The sequence below is a fragment of the Alkalibacterium subtropicum genome (assembly GCF_900112455.1).
In the GTDB taxonomy this organism is placed as follows: Bacteria; Bacillota; Bacilli; order Lactobacillales; family Carnobacteriaceae_A; genus Alkalibacterium; species Alkalibacterium subtropicum.
The window spans coordinates 1-13200 of the sequence record NZ_FOLT01000005.1; the positions used below are offsets into that span (position 1 = coordinate 1).

The window sequence follows — 13200 nt, forward strand, 5'->3', positions numbered from 1 at the left end:
TATTTGTTTTTTATTTCTTCCGACTGTATCAACGAAATAGCCGCGACACCAAAACTTTCTATTGCCATATCTATATTTCAGGTTGGCATGCCGATCAAAAATCATTAAGCTGCTCTTTCCTTTTAAATAGCCCATAAATTGCGACACGCTAAGCTTTGGAGGGATACTTACTAACATATGAATATGATCTTTACAGGCATTGGCTTCATGAATCTCCACATCCTTTCGTTCGCATAATTCTCTCACTATTTTCCCAATGCTTTGCTTGTACTTTCCGTATATTATTTGTCTTCTATATTTTGGCGCGAACACAATATGATACTTACATCTCCATTGTGTATGTGCTAAACTGTTCTTGTCCTTCATGGGACGCCTCCTCTTCTGATAAGTGTAAGTGGTCGGGAAACCAACTTTATCTTATCACGAAGGGAGGCTTTTTTGACCCCACGCTAAAAGCTCTCCGGAACCCCCGGCATAGCCAGGGGTTTTCAAAACGTACAAAAAAAGGACCGAGCAGGATTATCCTGCTCGATCCACTTAATTATTTGACTATTAATCAAACGCGTGTAGATTTTAGTCCTTTGCTCCATGCAGCGGTTGTTTCCAGAACCGATTGAATCGTCGCGTTATGCACTTCTGATGGACGGAATGTCGTCATCTCTTCGAAGTCAGTAAACAAGCTGAAAGCCCCAGCCGGTCCCACAGTCGCTACGTTAGCATTGGACAAGATGTGACGCAGACTCAGCTGAGCAGCTACACCTAAAGTTGAACCGTAGGCTACGATACCGGCGGCTTTATTTCCCCACTCAGGGCCTAAATAGTCGATCGCATTTTTTAATGATGGTGTGATTGCGTTGTTGTATTCTGGTGTGACAAAAATGAACCCATCCAATGCATCGATTTTTTCGGACCAGCGATTGTTTTCTTCTTTATCGTAATTCTTGTTTGCCATAGCAGGCGGCATTGCTTCGTTGAATAGCGGTAAGTCAAATTCTTTGATATCGACAAGTTCGAATTCTGCCCCTTCAACATTCTTCGCTTTTTCCAAAACATACTCTGCGACTTGCTTGTTTACACGTGCATCACGTGAACTTCCTGTTATAACTCCTAATTTGACCATAATATAATTCCTCCTGTTTTCTATGCGTTCGTCAACTAACTTTAAGTAAGCCGACTACAGTACTTATTATAGGTCAGCTTGACTAAAAGATAAACCAACAGTATAGTATAAGTGTTGCTTAAGTAACACTTATTAAGTATTGATTATTAAACTATTCCTTTTGTAAGGAGGAGGATCAACCATGATGGAGACGAAAACCGATCCACGCGTGTTGCGTACTCGGAAATTGATCACAGATGCTTTCATTAAACTTTCCCAGTCAAAATCTTTTTCAGATATTTCTGTCAAGGATATTACTGAGGAAGCCACGATCAACCGCGCAACGTTTTACCGCCACTTTTTAGATAAGTATGATTTACTGGAAAAAGTCGTAGAAGAAAAGCTTCACCTGAATCTAGGATGTGACAAACAGAAAGACAGTCTATCTATTGAAGAAACCATCCAAACCGTCTTTCTTTCTCTCACTCGTTTTAAAACCTCAGTCAGCAACATTTCTGGGCAGGAAGAAAAAGAGACGATCGATGCGATCATAAAGCTTGAACTGGTCAATATCTTTTCCAGAAAACTGATTGATATGGACGCCGCAATTAACGCCGACCTTATAGTCAAGCTTGCCAAATGGCTGACTGCCACAGTCAGAAGCATGAGCCAGGACTGGGTGGAATCCGATACAGCCGAAGAACCTGAAGAATACATCGCTTCACTGCTGCCTTTTGTGATGTGCGGAATCGAAGCGCTCTAATACGACAAAACACTGAGACTCATGGTCCCAGTGTTTTTTCATACATCTTCACTTGATCATCGTCAGCAAGCCGTTCAGCTGATACTCCGGTCCTTCTCCTCTGGATGAATGCAGCGCTTCGCTTGTATAGGTCGATGTCCGCTCCACTTCCATATTCTCTGCTTTGATTCCTGCTTCAAGAAGGATAGATACGTTTGCATCGGTCATACTCATTTTATACTTTTCACCGTGCGATTTGAAAAAATCGTCACGATTTCTAACCTCGCTGAATGCCTCATACACTTCCGTCCCCACTTCGTAATTGTCCTGGTCGATGGACGGTCCGACGTAAACAAGCAAGTCTTGTCTATTACAGCCAAAAGCCTCTTCCATCTTCTCGATAGCTTTGACTGAAATTTGTTTCACTGTGCCACGCCAGCCCGAATGAACTGCAGCCTGGACACGTTTTTTGGGATCGAATAGAACGATCGGTGTGCAGTCCGCATACTTGATGAGTAGTGCAACATTCGGCTCAGCAGTGATCAGCCCATCGGTTTCTTTAAAGGTTTTTCCGTATACGAAGGCTTCACCATTTCTCCCATCCACTACCTCGACATGATCGGTATGCATCTGCTGACCTGTGTAAATTTCTTTTGGCCCGATATTCATCTCCGTTAAGAGTCGGTCAACGTCTTCGACAATTTTATTTCCAGCTTTCTGATATCTGAAGTTGAATTCTGAACCGGCTATTTTATTCTTCAGACCATGTTTGTCCAATAATTTAGAATGCATTTTATGCTCATCCTTTATAATAATTTTGCTCCATTATAGCATATCATTGACCATTGATAAAATTTACATTTAGGATAAATAAATTTACTTTTATCGATAATTTATTGTTGACTATTATATATTTTCGGTGTATGCTTGCTTTAAATAAAACTAAGGAGTGAATCATATGAATGTCAATAGATTTCGTCAAGTCAGTCGTTTATTATCTCTTCTGTTCAAAGGATTTGGGGTCCTTTCGATCGCCGCTTTACTATTGATCGTGGTCTTTTACTTTTTCCTGGAAACGGATTCCGCCACCGTTGATATCGCTTTTTCCGACTCTCCCCTACTCCACTTTTCCGACTCCCGTGTAACTGAAGCGGATTTCAGATTCGGCGCTTTTCTTATTGCACCAGTCTTCTTAGCCTTAAGCAGTTACATCTTATTTAAAGGTAGTTTCTTGTTTGACAGACTGGTCCGTGGTGAAACCCCTTTTACTTATGGATTCGCTGAATCGGTAAAATGGATCAGCATTATTTTAATTGTCGCCGATATACTTCTCCCTCTCTTATACTCTTTGATCGTTAACTTAAGCGCTGATGAAGGCTTTTTCTTCATTATCGACTTGTCTTCTGCATTCATGGTCGGTCTGATCCTCTATATCGTGAGTGAGATCCTGAAATATGGCATCAGCCTGCAGGAGTTAGCCGATGATACGGTTTAAAGGAGGACGAGTTGTATGCCTATCGTAGTGAGACTGGACCGCGTGATGGCGGACAGAAAAATGCTGCTCAAAGACTTAGCTGAAGAAGTCGGCGTTTCCAACGTCAATTTATCAAAGTTAAAAACCGGAAAAGCTGTCGCCGTTCGTTTCTCGACTTTGGCAGCCATCTGCGAAGCACTGGATTGTCAGCCGGGGGATATACTGGAGTACGAGAAAGAAGAGTAGATTTAGATATTGATTGGATCGAATATACTTGCCCTGAAGTTTATTCTTCATTATTCTGAAAGTAAACCCTTCGGCTGTTGAGACGGAGGGTTCTTTGCTTCTATTATATCGATTGCAGTATTCTCGGGTACCATTAAACTAGACTCAAGCGACATTCTGCTTAAGTGCGCACATCGCTCAGTTCTCTGTGCTCGATTATTACTCTGCTAACTGCCATTCAGTCTATCATTTTAGAGTCAAACTCGACAAAGTGGTTACTATATCAAGTTCAGACAGATGCAGGCCCTGTGAATTAAACTCATATCCTCTTAAACAACTCGCAGAATAAATCTCTAATGGTTAAAGCCCCGCTCCAGAAATCAAGGAACGGAGCTTTTCAAACTTTTTAACGCTTGATGATCGACTTGCCGTTTTGTGTAAAGATGCTTCGTGTGTTTCTGATGGCTTTGATGCGTTCTTCCGCCAGAGAATTGGCAGCTTTATAGGTCGGGATGCCGTCACGTTCAGCGATCTCGAACACTTTTTCGATCTGGTCATAGATGCGGTCGACGGACATGCGTGCACGTGCTGCATTGTAACCACCGTTGAATTCATCAGCAACCTGGATCAGTCCGCCTGCATTCAGGATATAGTCAGGTGCATAGACCAGTCCCATCTCTTCGAGTTTATCCCCATGACGCGGTTCAGCCAGCTGGTTGTTGGCTGCACCGGCGATCACTTTGATGCCTGCTTTTTTGATTTTCTCAAGACTGTCATCATTGATCGAGGCCCCTAACGCACACGGGGCATAGATATCTGCCTGCATATCGAACATTTCATCTGGATCGACGATATCGCAGCCAAGCTCTCTGGCGCGTTCTTTTGGTCCGTTGAAAATATCCGTCGCACAGACTTTCGCCCCTTCTTCGAGTGCCGCTTCTGCCAGCAGATAGCCGACTTTCCCGACACCCTCGATAATGATGGTCTTTCCTTCCAGAGAATCTGTCCCGAATGCTTTTTTAGCAGCCGCCTTCATCCCGACATACACCCCATGTGCTGTAGAAGGTGACGGGTTGCCGGATGTCCCCGGTTTGAGTCCAGTTCCGGCAACATAGTTCGTTTCCTGATAAATATAGTCCATTTCCACTGTCGTTGTACCAACGTCTGCCGCTGTTATGTAACGGCCGTTCAGCCCTTCAACGAAGCGTCCGAAGGCTCTGAACAATGCTTCCTGACTCACCTGGTTTTCAGGGTCTTTCATAATGACTGTCTTACCTCCGCCAAGCGGTAATCCGCTGGCTGCCGCTTTATAGGTCATGCCACGCGCCAGTCTCATCGCATCTTCAATGGCATCTTCTTCTTTTTCATAGGTCCAGTATCGGGTCCCGCCAAGACTTGGCCCCAGAGTCGTATCATGAATACAGGTGATGGCTTTCAGCCCTGTCTCTTCATCATGCATAAAGACAAGTTGTTCATAATCGTATGCTCCCATACTTTTGAAAATCTCCATCATTATAACTTCCTTTCTCTCTAATTTATATTTGTTATATCCAGTTGTAAAATGAGAAGTCACTTAATATTCCTGCTGATTTAACCGCTTACACTTTATCTGTTGTATAATTAAAGAATGACTATATTAATTTGAAGGATGATCACAGTGGATATTAAGCAGCTGAAATATTTTATAGAAATCGCCAACACAAGAAACCTGTCACAGGCGGCCCGTAATCTCTTCGTTACTCAGCCCACCTTATCTTTTACCTTAAAAAAAATGGAAGCCGAACTCAATACCCGCCTTTTTGATCAGCATGACAAGAGTTATAATCTAACTCAGTCAGGCAAGCTCCTATATAATCGGGGCGAAAAGATCGTCAATGATTTTGATACGCTCGTCAACCGCATCCAGCATATGAAATCCGATTCGAAAGAAGTGATCCGGTTGGGCCTGACGATCTTATTTGCTGTCCAGTATATGCAGCAGATCTCCAGTTTTATCGCGACCCATCAGAATGTCGACTTGATCATCACTCAGAACGGGTCACGTAAAATCCAGGAGATGCTGGCCAGCGACGAGCTGGATATCGGTCTGGTATCTTTTCCGAATACCCAGTCGAACGCCATTTCGATCGAAGCCCTCAATACATCGACCAAAGGCTATAACGTGCACGTCGTTGTGCCGGAAAGCAACCCGCTCTCTTTTAAAGAAGAAGTGACGTTTGAAGACCTGAAAGAGCAGCGTTTCTCGACCCTGAACGAAAACTTCATGCTCGGTCAGATGCTTCTGGACCGGAGCCGTCATTTAGGCTTTGAACCGCATATCGTCATGCAGCATGATGATCTGCAGGTTCTGCTCTACAGCTTGAAATCTCTCGACTCTATCTGTCTGCTTCCGATCGAATACAAGGCGATCGGCGCTCTGGACGGCTTGAAATGGATACCGCTTCAGGATAAGAACGATTATTATGCCATCGGCGTCGCCCTGAAGAAAAGCAAGGCCCCGACCAAAGCCATCAATGATTTGATCGCTGAGATCAAAAAGAATTAGGGCTGACCGACTGTTTCGCTTTTAAAGCGAAACAGTCTTTTAGTATAAATCCGATTCATCCGTAAATCGCTGCAGATTCTCTTTTACGTCTTTCAGGAAGCGTCCGGCCTGTAGTCCGTCGATGATACGGTGATCGATCGATAAACACAGGTTGATGATGTCGGCTGCTTTGAATCCGCCGTCCTCTGTCGGCACGAAGCGCTTGGTGATACTTTCCACCTGGAGGATGGCTGCCTGCGGATGATTGATGATGCCCATGGACTGGACAGATCCAAAGCTGCCCGTATTGTTCACGGTCATCGTGCCGCCCTGAATATCCTGGCTGCTCAGTTTGCCGTCCCTGGCGAGTGTTGCCAGCCGGCTGATTTCCTTGGACAAGCCGCTGATCGAATAGTTGTCGGTATTGTGGATCACAGGGACAAATAGATGTTCATCTGTTGCCACAGCTACAGATATATTGATGTCTTTATGGTAAACGATATTCCCGTTGTCCCAGGACGCGTTCATGATCGGATGCTTTTTGAGTGCCTGAACCACGGCTTTGACAAAGAACGGGAAGTAAGACAAGGTTACACCTTCCTGTTTCTTGAACTGTTCCTTCGTTTTGTTTCTCAGCTTGACGATATTCGAGACATCTGCCTCCACCATCAGCCACGCATGGGGGATTTCTGTGGCACTCTGCACCATTTTCTTGGCGATTGCTTTACGGATACCGTCAGCCTGCACCACTTCGTCTCCACTTGATGTATAAGAGACCGGTTCAGCACTTGCCTGCTCTGCTTTTTTCTTCAGTCCTTTTTGAACGGCTAATGAAGCTTTTGGCAAGTCGCCATTTGACACGGTCTGTCTTGCGGTATTCTGCTTGCCTTGACTATCCACATCAAAGTTCTGGACATCTTTTCGCGTGATGCGCCCGTGTTTGCCGGATCCTTCGACCTGGTTCAAGTCGATACCGCGTTCTTGAGCGATTCGCACGACTGCCGGCGAGTAGCGTGTATTCTTATCAGTCGAAGGAACTGATCGTGAAGCAGCACTCTCTTGTTTTGTTTCTGTCGTTTCTCTTTCCATCGGCCGTTTATCGGCTTCTTTATCGATTTCTTCGTTGATATGTTCGGTCATTTCTTCCTTTTTTTCGGGATCAGACGGAGCTTCCGCACCCACGGGCTGTTCGGACTCGACCTCATCAGCACCGGCGTCTTCTGTTTCTATTTTAACGATCGGTGTCCCGATTTCGACATCTGTATCCAGTTCGATCAGAAATTCCTTGACGATACCCGAATAATTCGAGGGTATCTCCGTCGTCACCTTGTCTGAAACGGCTTCTGCGATGGGATCGTATTTCTCAATTTTGTCCCCTTCAGAAACCAGCCACACCGCGATCGATGCTTCCGTGACGCTTTCACCCAAATGAGGCATTTCGATTATCTTTGTACTCATTCCCTTTCCTCCTTAAAACTCTGCAAGTTCACGCATAGCCTTCAGCACTTTTTCTTCACTGACTAAAAACTCACGTTCCAGCGGAAGTGCATACGGCATGCTTGGTGAATCCGGACCGGCCAGACGTCTGATCGGAGAATCCAAGTCGAACAGGGCTTCTTCCGCAATGATCGCGGAGATTTCGCTCATGACACTGCCTTCCAGATTATCTTCAGTGACCAGCAGCACTTTCCCTGTTTTCTTCGCTGCCTTGACTAAGGTCTCTTTGTCTAAAGGATAGATGGACCGGACATCCACGACTTCCGCCTCGTAGCCTTCTTTACTCAAGGTTTCAGCGGCCTTAAGGGCGTGATTCAGGACCATGCCGTAGCCGATCACGGTGATGTCATCCCCTTCTCTGACGACATTGGCCTTGTCGATCGGTACGATATAGTCATCTTCCGGTACATCCTCTTTAAGCAGACGGTATAAGCGCTTGTGTTCATAAAACACGACGGGATCATCACAGCGGATCGCAGCTTTGATCAAGCCTTTTGCATCACGCGGTGAAGACGGGGTCACGATCCGGAGCCCCGGTTGACCAAACAGAACTTTTTCCGTCGACTGCGAGTGGTATAATCCCCCCCGCACGCCGCCGCCATAGGGTGCACGGAATGTGATCGGTGCTGTCCAGTCGCCCTGCGTACGGTAACGCATCCGGCTGGCTTCAGAAATCAACTGGTTCACGGCCGGAAGCAGGTAGTCAGCGAACTGAAATTCACCGATCGCCCGGTATCCCACTGTGCCCAGTCCGACCGCCAGTCCACCGATCAGTCCTTCCGTCAGCGGTGTATTGAAACAGCGGTCATCTCCGAATTTTTCGGCTAATCCTTTGGTCACCCCAAAGACCCCGCCCTTTACACCTCCGACATCTTCGCCGAAAATCACGACATTTTCATCACGTGCCATTTCTTCTTCGATTCCTTGATGAATCGCTTCTAAGTATGTCATCATTGCCATAGGCCTTACGCATCCTTTCTTCGTTTATTTATCTGCATAGACTGCTTTGAGTATGTCCTCAGCTTTTGGATCAGGCATAGCTTCTGCTTCATCTGTGGCCTGATTGATCTCTTTTTTCAGTTCCGCATCGATTTCTTTCATCTGTTCACGAGTCAGATAGCCTTCATCGATCAGCTGTTTTTCAAACAGGAGCAGACCGTCGTTTTTCTTCAGGTTTTCAATATCCTCTTTTGAACGGTAGACTGAATGGTCATCATCTGCGGAATGCGAAGTCAGACGCGTGACCATCATTTCGATCAGTGCCGGTCCAAACCCCTTGCGCGCATCTTCCACGACTTTTTTAAAGGCGAGATAGGATTCGACAAAGTCGTTCCCGTTGACCTGTATCCCGGTCATGCCAAATGCCGGTCCGCGGTCTGACAGCTTCTCACTGGCGTACTGTTCGTCTCTTCCAACAGAGATCGCATAGCCGTTGTTCTCGATCACGAAAATCAGCGGCAGTTTTTTGACACCGGCAAAGTTCATCGCTTCCTGCACTTCGCCCTGATTGGCTGAGCCTTCGCCTGTTGTGGTCAGCGTCACATAGTCTTTTTTAGCAAGCTGAGCTCCATAGGCCACACCCGTTGCTACGGTGTACTGCGTGCTGACTGTGGAGGAATGTGAAATGATATTGTGTTCTTTTGAACCGTAATGGTTTGGCATCTGGCGTCCGTGTGAAGAAGGATCGTCTTCTTTCCCGAGCGACCCCAGCATGATATCCTTGGGCGTCATGCCCCAGACCAGGCAGGGGGTCATGTCACGGTAATAAGGCAGGAAATAGTCTTTCTCATGCTCGAAAGCCATCGCCATCGCCACTTGTCCCACTTCATGTCCCTGTCCAGAGATATTGAAGGAGGTCTTGCCGATACGCGTCAGCTGCCAGAGACGTTCGTCCAGACGCCGTCCCATTAGTACGTGACGATAAGCCTGGATGATTTCTTCTTTACTTAATCCTGATTCTTTCAGTTTTTTCATCATCTGTTCACACTCACTTTCTTATTTATGAACTGCTCGTTTATAGACATCTAAAGAGGCTTCCATGATCGCTTCAGACAGTGTCGGATGCGGATGGATCGCTTCACCGATCTCCAGAGGAGTGGCATTCATATAGATTGCCGTACTGACTTCTGAAATCAGATCCGTTGCATGCGGGCCGATGATGGACACGCCGATCAGGTCATCCGTTTCCTCGTCTCTCATCACTTCCACAAAACCGTCAGAGCCTCCGTGGATCAGCGCTTTACCGATCCCGTTGAAGTGGAAGGTCCCCATTTTGACTTTTTTGCCTTCCGGCAGCGTTTCTTTCGTATAGCCCACACTTGCGATTTCAGGGTTCGTATACGTACAGCGCGGGACATTCAGATAATTGATCGGTTCGCTCGTTTCCTTGATCATATGTTCGACGGCCAGTTCGCCTTCTTTCATGGCCACATGAGCCAGCTGCAGCGTATCGATGCAGTCGCCGATGGCATAAATATGACTTTCTGTGGTCTGAAAATGATCATTCACTTGTATGCCTTTAGCATCGTATTTGACCGAAGTGTTTTGGAGTCCGATCCCCTCCACGTTCGGTTTTCTGCCGATCGCGACCATGACTTTATCAAAGTCCAACGGTGAGTCTTTTCCTTTTACAGATATCTTGACTTTCCCATTCGTTTTATCAACACCTTCAACGAGCTGGCTGAGTTCAACCTTGATGCCACGCTTTTCAAACTGTTTCTTGAGGGCTTTTGAAATGGTCTTGCTTTCATTGACGACGAGCCGGTCGAGGGCTTCAAAAATCGTCACATCCACGCCCAGCCCGTGCAGCAATGATGCCCATTCGACACCGATCACACCGCCGCCGATAATGGCGATGGATTCCGGCAGTTCTTCCAGCTGCAGCATGCCATTGGAAGACAAAATCGTTTCTTCATCCAGCGGTAAATGCGGCAGGGTCGCCGGACTGGATCCGGTCGCAATGATCAGTTTCTTTGAAACATAAATTTCTTCTTCCTTGTCTTCATCATCAAAGGTCACCGCCACAGCACCGGACACCGGCGAGAAGATCGACGGACCTAATACTGCCCCTTTGCCATGGACGACTTTGATTTTGTTTTTCTTCATCAGTCCCTGTACGCCCTGGTGCAGCTGGTCTACAATGGCCTGTTTCCGCTCATTGACCTTGGTGAAGTTGACTTGAGCCGCGTCACTGACGTCTACACCATATTTACCAGCCGCCTTCAGGGTTTCCATGACTTCCGCACTTCTAAGCAGTGCTTTTGTGGGAATGCATCCCCAATGCAGGCAGGTGCCCCCCAGCTTGCCCTGTTCAATGAGCACGACATCCATGCCCGCTTTCGCAGCCTGGATCGCCGCGACATATCCGCCTGTCCCTCCGCCTAATATCAGGAGTTCAGTTTCTATCGCCATCTAATCCCCTCGTTTCCTCTCTCGTTTATCTCGCTGTATCGTTTCGGTTCTTCTTCCTTATTCAGCACACGCATGACCCCTTCATGCAGGGCATCCATTTCCATCTCGCCCGGCATGACTTCGACCGGAGCGATCCATGACACGCGCTCTTTGATATGCTTCACAATTAATTCACCATAAGTGGCTCCGCCAGTCAGGATGATAAAGTCGACATTTCCTTTGAGCACTGTGGCCATTTCGCCGATCGCCTTGGCCACCTGATAGGTCATCGCTTGGAGGATGAGCTCTGCTTCCTGGTTACCACTGTTTATCATTTCAAGCACGTTTCTTATATCGATCTCGTTCAGGTATGACTTCATCCCGCCCTGACCGGCAAGCCGCTTTTTGATCTGATCCAGATCGAGCTCCTCATCCAGAATCATTTTCGCAAAATCATAAAGAGGCAGACTGCCTGTGCGTTCCGGTGTGAAGGGGCCTTCACCGTCCAGTCCGTTGACAACATCGATCATCTTGCCGTTTTGATGGGCACCGATACTGGCTCCACCGCCTAAATGAGCGACGATCACATTGCTGCTTTCATACATTTTATCCTTTTGACGAAGTATTTTCCTTGCCACAGCCTTCTGATTCAGGGCGTGGACCACGCTGCGGCGTTCGATCCCCTTAAGGCCCGACACCCGCGCAACCTCGTCCAGTTCATCGACGACGACCGGATCAACGATATAGGCACTGATACCCGCCAGCTCGGCGATCTCATTGGCCAGGATCGCCCCCAAGTTTGATGCATGCGTGTTGTATTTTTCCTCCCGCAGATCCTGGAGCATTTCTTCTTCAACAAGGTACGTCCCGCCCGGGATCGGTTTCAACAGTCCCCCCCGCCCTACAACGGCCACTAGATCCTCAGGTTGGACTCCCTCAGATTCCATAAAACCTAAAATAAGTTTATTTCTAAATTCTTTCTGATCAATGATCCTCTCAAACTGAGCCAGTTCTTCATTGGTGTGACGGATGGTGTCTGTCGCTACCACATCTTTTTCATTGTACAAAGCTACCTTCATGGATGTTGACCCCGGATTGATGACTAATATCAGTTTTTTCATAAATGACCTCCTATTGCCTTTCCTATTCTGTTATCTGCATCAAAGCAAATTTCAATGCGTACAATTTACTCTGGACCTCATCGCTGCGTGACGTCAGAACGATCGGCACTTTTGTCCCGACAATCGTTCCGCCCATGATCGCTTCTCCAAAGAGAAGGAAGGATTTGTAGAGGACGTTCCCGACATCGATGTTTGGAACGACCAGGATATCTGCGTCGCCTTGAATCGGCCCTTCAAATTTTTTGTGTGCCACCGCTGTTTTTGATAAGGACAAATCAAGAGACAGCGGTCCGTATACAGTAGCCTCTTCATTATCTTTGAAGCGCCCTGTTATTTCCCTGGCTAGTACAGAAGACGGCATTTTGGGGTTATAGTTTTCTGCCGCACTGATCAGGGAGACTTTCGGATGTGTCAGACCAATGGCTTTCCCTACGTTCAGAACATTTTCGATGATCAGTTCCAGCTGGTCTTCTGTCGGAGTGATATTCATTCCCGCATCCGTTAAAAGGATCTGTCTGTCCAGGGCGGGCAGTTTGACTAAGGCTACATGTGACAGCAGTTCCTGCGTTTTCAGATCATGTTCTTTTTTTAACACTTCTTTCAATAAGGTGTGCGTCTGGATGCCGCCTTTCAGCAGAATATCGGCTTCCTTACTGACGACAGCTTCAACAGTCTGTCGGACCATTTCTTCCTCGCTGTCACACTGTATGTATTCCCAGGTGCCTTCATGATCGATGTCGGGTTCTGTGTCGAAAAGTTTAAATTTCACACTGTCTTTGAATTCGATCTGGCTGAGTCTCGCCAGTTCCAGAATTTCTTCTCTAGCCCCTCCGGCTACCGCTACTGTTGGCATAGTTTCCACTCCCTATTATTTGTAAGCGCTTTATTTAAGTTTACCTGATATTACAGATTTAGCAAATACTTTATATAAATAGAGGTATAAATTTTATTTATAAGTAAAAAAGCTCCAGTCCCGAGCTGACCTCTTAATTTAAAGTATAAGAAAGGGATTATCTTTAATATCGACTAACTTTCTTTTGTTATCATTAATAAATTAATTTATAGCTTTTAGTTATGATTTATGCCATTTCCGATATGTAGAAGGTTGAGTGGAACGTCTACCACGAC

At 46.4% G+C, this 13200-nt stretch carries 14 protein-coding genes; 4 read left to right on the top strand and 10 right to left on the bottom strand.

From position 1 onward, the window contains the following. Together tnpA and BM049_RS06505 are read right to left on the bottom strand one after the other, a co-directional pair. Nucleotides 1-366 (bottom strand): IS200/IS605 family transposase (gene tnpA, locus BM049_RS06500; RefSeq protein ID WP_091529661.1); only part of this gene is annotated, 366 nt, incomplete at its 3' end. Nucleotides 367-556: 190 nt separating this feature from the next. Continuing rightward, nucleotides 557-1120 (bottom strand): NADPH-dependent FMN reductase, encoded by a 564-nt coding sequence (locus tag BM049_RS06505; RefSeq protein ID WP_091529663.1) that lies wholly within the window; start codon nucleotides 1118-1120, stop codon nucleotides 557-559. Between the two features lie 181 nt (nucleotides 1121-1301). Here BM049_RS06505 and BM049_RS06510 point away from each other — a divergent pair, with 181 nt between their 5' ends. Beyond that, nucleotides 1302-1862: a TetR family transcriptional regulator gene (locus BM049_RS06510; protein WP_091529666.1), complete on the top strand. Its 561-nt coding sequence runs from the start codon at nucleotides 1302-1304 to the stop codon at nucleotides 1860-1862. A gap of 48 nt (nucleotides 1863-1910) precedes the next feature. Here BM049_RS06510 and pgeF read toward each other — a convergent pair whose 3' ends face one another. Continuing rightward, nucleotides 1911-2633, bottom strand: a complete 723-nt coding sequence (gene pgeF, locus BM049_RS06515) for a peptidoglycan editing factor PgeF (protein ID WP_091529669.1) — start codon at nucleotides 2631-2633, stop codon at nucleotides 1911-1913. A gap of 166 nt (nucleotides 2634-2799) precedes the next feature. Here pgeF and BM049_RS06520 point away from each other — a divergent pair, with 166 nt between their 5' ends. Next, nucleotides 2800-3336: a DUF2975 domain-containing protein gene (locus BM049_RS06520; RefSeq protein WP_091529670.1), complete on the top strand. Its 537-nt coding sequence runs from the start codon at nucleotides 2800-2802 to the stop codon at nucleotides 3334-3336. Between the two features lie 15 nt (nucleotides 3337-3351). Next, nucleotides 3352-3561 carry a helix-turn-helix domain-containing protein gene (locus BM049_RS06525; protein WP_091529673.1) on the top strand — a complete coding sequence of 70 codons (210 nt, stop codon included), beginning with the start codon at nucleotides 3352-3354 and terminating at the stop codon, nucleotides 3559-3561. A gap of 385 nt (nucleotides 3562-3946) precedes the next feature. On the opposite strand, the gene BM049_RS06530 is transcribed toward BM049_RS06525, so the two are convergent. Next, a complete protein-coding gene (locus BM049_RS06530) occupies nucleotides 3947-5053 on the bottom strand; it encodes a Leu/Phe/Val dehydrogenase (RefSeq protein ID WP_281242198.1) in 1107 nt (368 codons plus the stop codon). Nucleotides 5054-5197: 144 nt separating this feature from the next. Here BM049_RS06530 and BM049_RS06535 point away from each other — a divergent pair, with 144 nt between their 5' ends. Next, entirely contained in the window at nucleotides 5198-6085 is an 888-nt protein-coding gene (locus BM049_RS06535; protein WP_091529677.1) for a LysR family transcriptional regulator, read from the top strand. Nucleotides 6086-6124: 39 nt separating this feature from the next. Here BM049_RS06535 and BM049_RS06540 read toward each other — a convergent pair whose 3' ends face one another. Genes BM049_RS06540 through BM049_RS06565 form a run of 6 tightly spaced genes read right to left on the bottom strand, consistent with a single transcriptional unit; the run spans nucleotide 6125 to nucleotide 12925 of the window. Continuing rightward, entirely contained in the window at nucleotides 6125-7522 is a 1398-nt protein-coding gene (locus BM049_RS06540; protein WP_091529679.1) for a dihydrolipoamide acetyltransferase family protein, read from the bottom strand. 12 nt (nucleotides 7523-7534) lie between these two features. Further along, nucleotides 7535-8521 (bottom strand): alpha-ketoacid dehydrogenase subunit beta, encoded by a 987-nt coding sequence (locus BM049_RS06545; RefSeq protein WP_091529682.1) that lies wholly within the window; start codon nucleotides 8519-8521, stop codon nucleotides 7535-7537. A 24-nt stretch (nucleotides 8522-8545) separates the two neighbouring features. Next, on the bottom strand, nucleotides 8546-9535 hold the full coding sequence (locus BM049_RS06550; RefSeq protein ID WP_091529903.1) for a thiamine pyrophosphate-dependent dehydrogenase E1 component subunit alpha: 990 nt from the start codon (nucleotides 9533-9535) through the stop codon (nucleotides 8546-8548). A gap of 21 nt (nucleotides 9536-9556) precedes the next feature. Then, entirely contained in the window at nucleotides 9557-10972 is a 1416-nt protein-coding gene (gene lpdA / locus BM049_RS06555) for a dihydrolipoyl dehydrogenase (protein WP_091529686.1), read from the bottom strand. Then, complete coding sequence (gene buk, locus BM049_RS06560) at nucleotides 10963-12072, bottom strand: butyrate kinase (RefSeq protein ID WP_091529689.1); 1110 nt, start codon at nucleotides 12070-12072, stop codon at nucleotides 10963-10965. The genes lpdA and buk overlap by 10 nt, the downstream gene beginning before the upstream one ends. A gap of 22 nt (nucleotides 12073-12094) precedes the next feature. Next, nucleotides 12095-12925 carry a phosphate acyltransferase gene (locus BM049_RS06565; RefSeq protein WP_091529691.1) on the bottom strand — a complete coding sequence of 277 codons (831 nt, stop codon included), beginning with the start codon at nucleotides 12923-12925 and terminating at the stop codon, nucleotides 12095-12097. Nucleotides 12926-13200: the final 275 nt, after the last annotated feature.

Excerpts from the sequence above, each read along its gene's own strand:
- BM049_RS06505 (WP_091529663.1), bottom strand. The coding sequence starts at position 1,120 with ATGGTCAAATTAGGAGTTATAACAGGAAGTTCACGTGATGCACGTGTA.
- BM049_RS06510 (WP_091529666.1), top strand. The coding sequence starts at position 1,302 with ATGATGGAGACGAAAACCGATCCACGCGTGTTGCGTACTCGGAAATTG.
- pgeF (WP_091529669.1), bottom strand. The coding sequence starts at position 2,633 with ATGCATTCTAAATTATTGGACAAACATGGTCTGAAGAATAAAATAGCC.
- BM049_RS06520 (WP_091529670.1), top strand. The coding sequence starts at position 2,800 with ATGAATGTCAATAGATTTCGTCAAGTCAGTCGTTTATTATCTCTTCTG.
- BM049_RS06525 (WP_091529673.1), top strand. The coding sequence starts at position 3,352 with ATGCCTATCGTAGTGAGACTGGACCGCGTGATGGCGGACAGAAAAATG.
- BM049_RS06530 (WP_281242198.1), bottom strand. The coding sequence starts at position 5,053 with ATGATGGAGATTTTCAAAAGTATGGGAGCATACGATTATGAACAACTT.
- BM049_RS06540 (WP_091529679.1), bottom strand. The coding sequence starts at position 7,522 with ATGAGTACAAAGATAATCGAAATGCCTCATTTGGGTGAAAGCGTCACG.
- BM049_RS06545 (WP_091529682.1), bottom strand. The coding sequence starts at position 8,521 with ATGGCAATGATGACATACTTAGAAGCGATTCATCAAGGAATCGAAGAA.
- BM049_RS06550 (WP_091529903.1), bottom strand. The coding sequence starts at position 9,535 with ATGAAAAAACTGAAAGAATCAGGATTAAGTAAAGAAGAAATCATCCAG.
- lpdA (WP_091529686.1), bottom strand. The coding sequence starts at position 10,972 with ATGGCGATAGAAACTGAACTCCTGATATTAGGCGGAGGGACAGGCGGA.
- buk (WP_091529689.1), bottom strand. The coding sequence starts at position 12,072 with ATGAAAAAACTGATATTAGTCATCAATCCGGGGTCAACATCCATGAAG.
- BM049_RS06565 (WP_091529691.1), bottom strand. The coding sequence starts at position 12,925 with ATGCCAACAGTAGCGGTAGCCGGAGGGGCTAGAGAAGAAATTCTGGAA.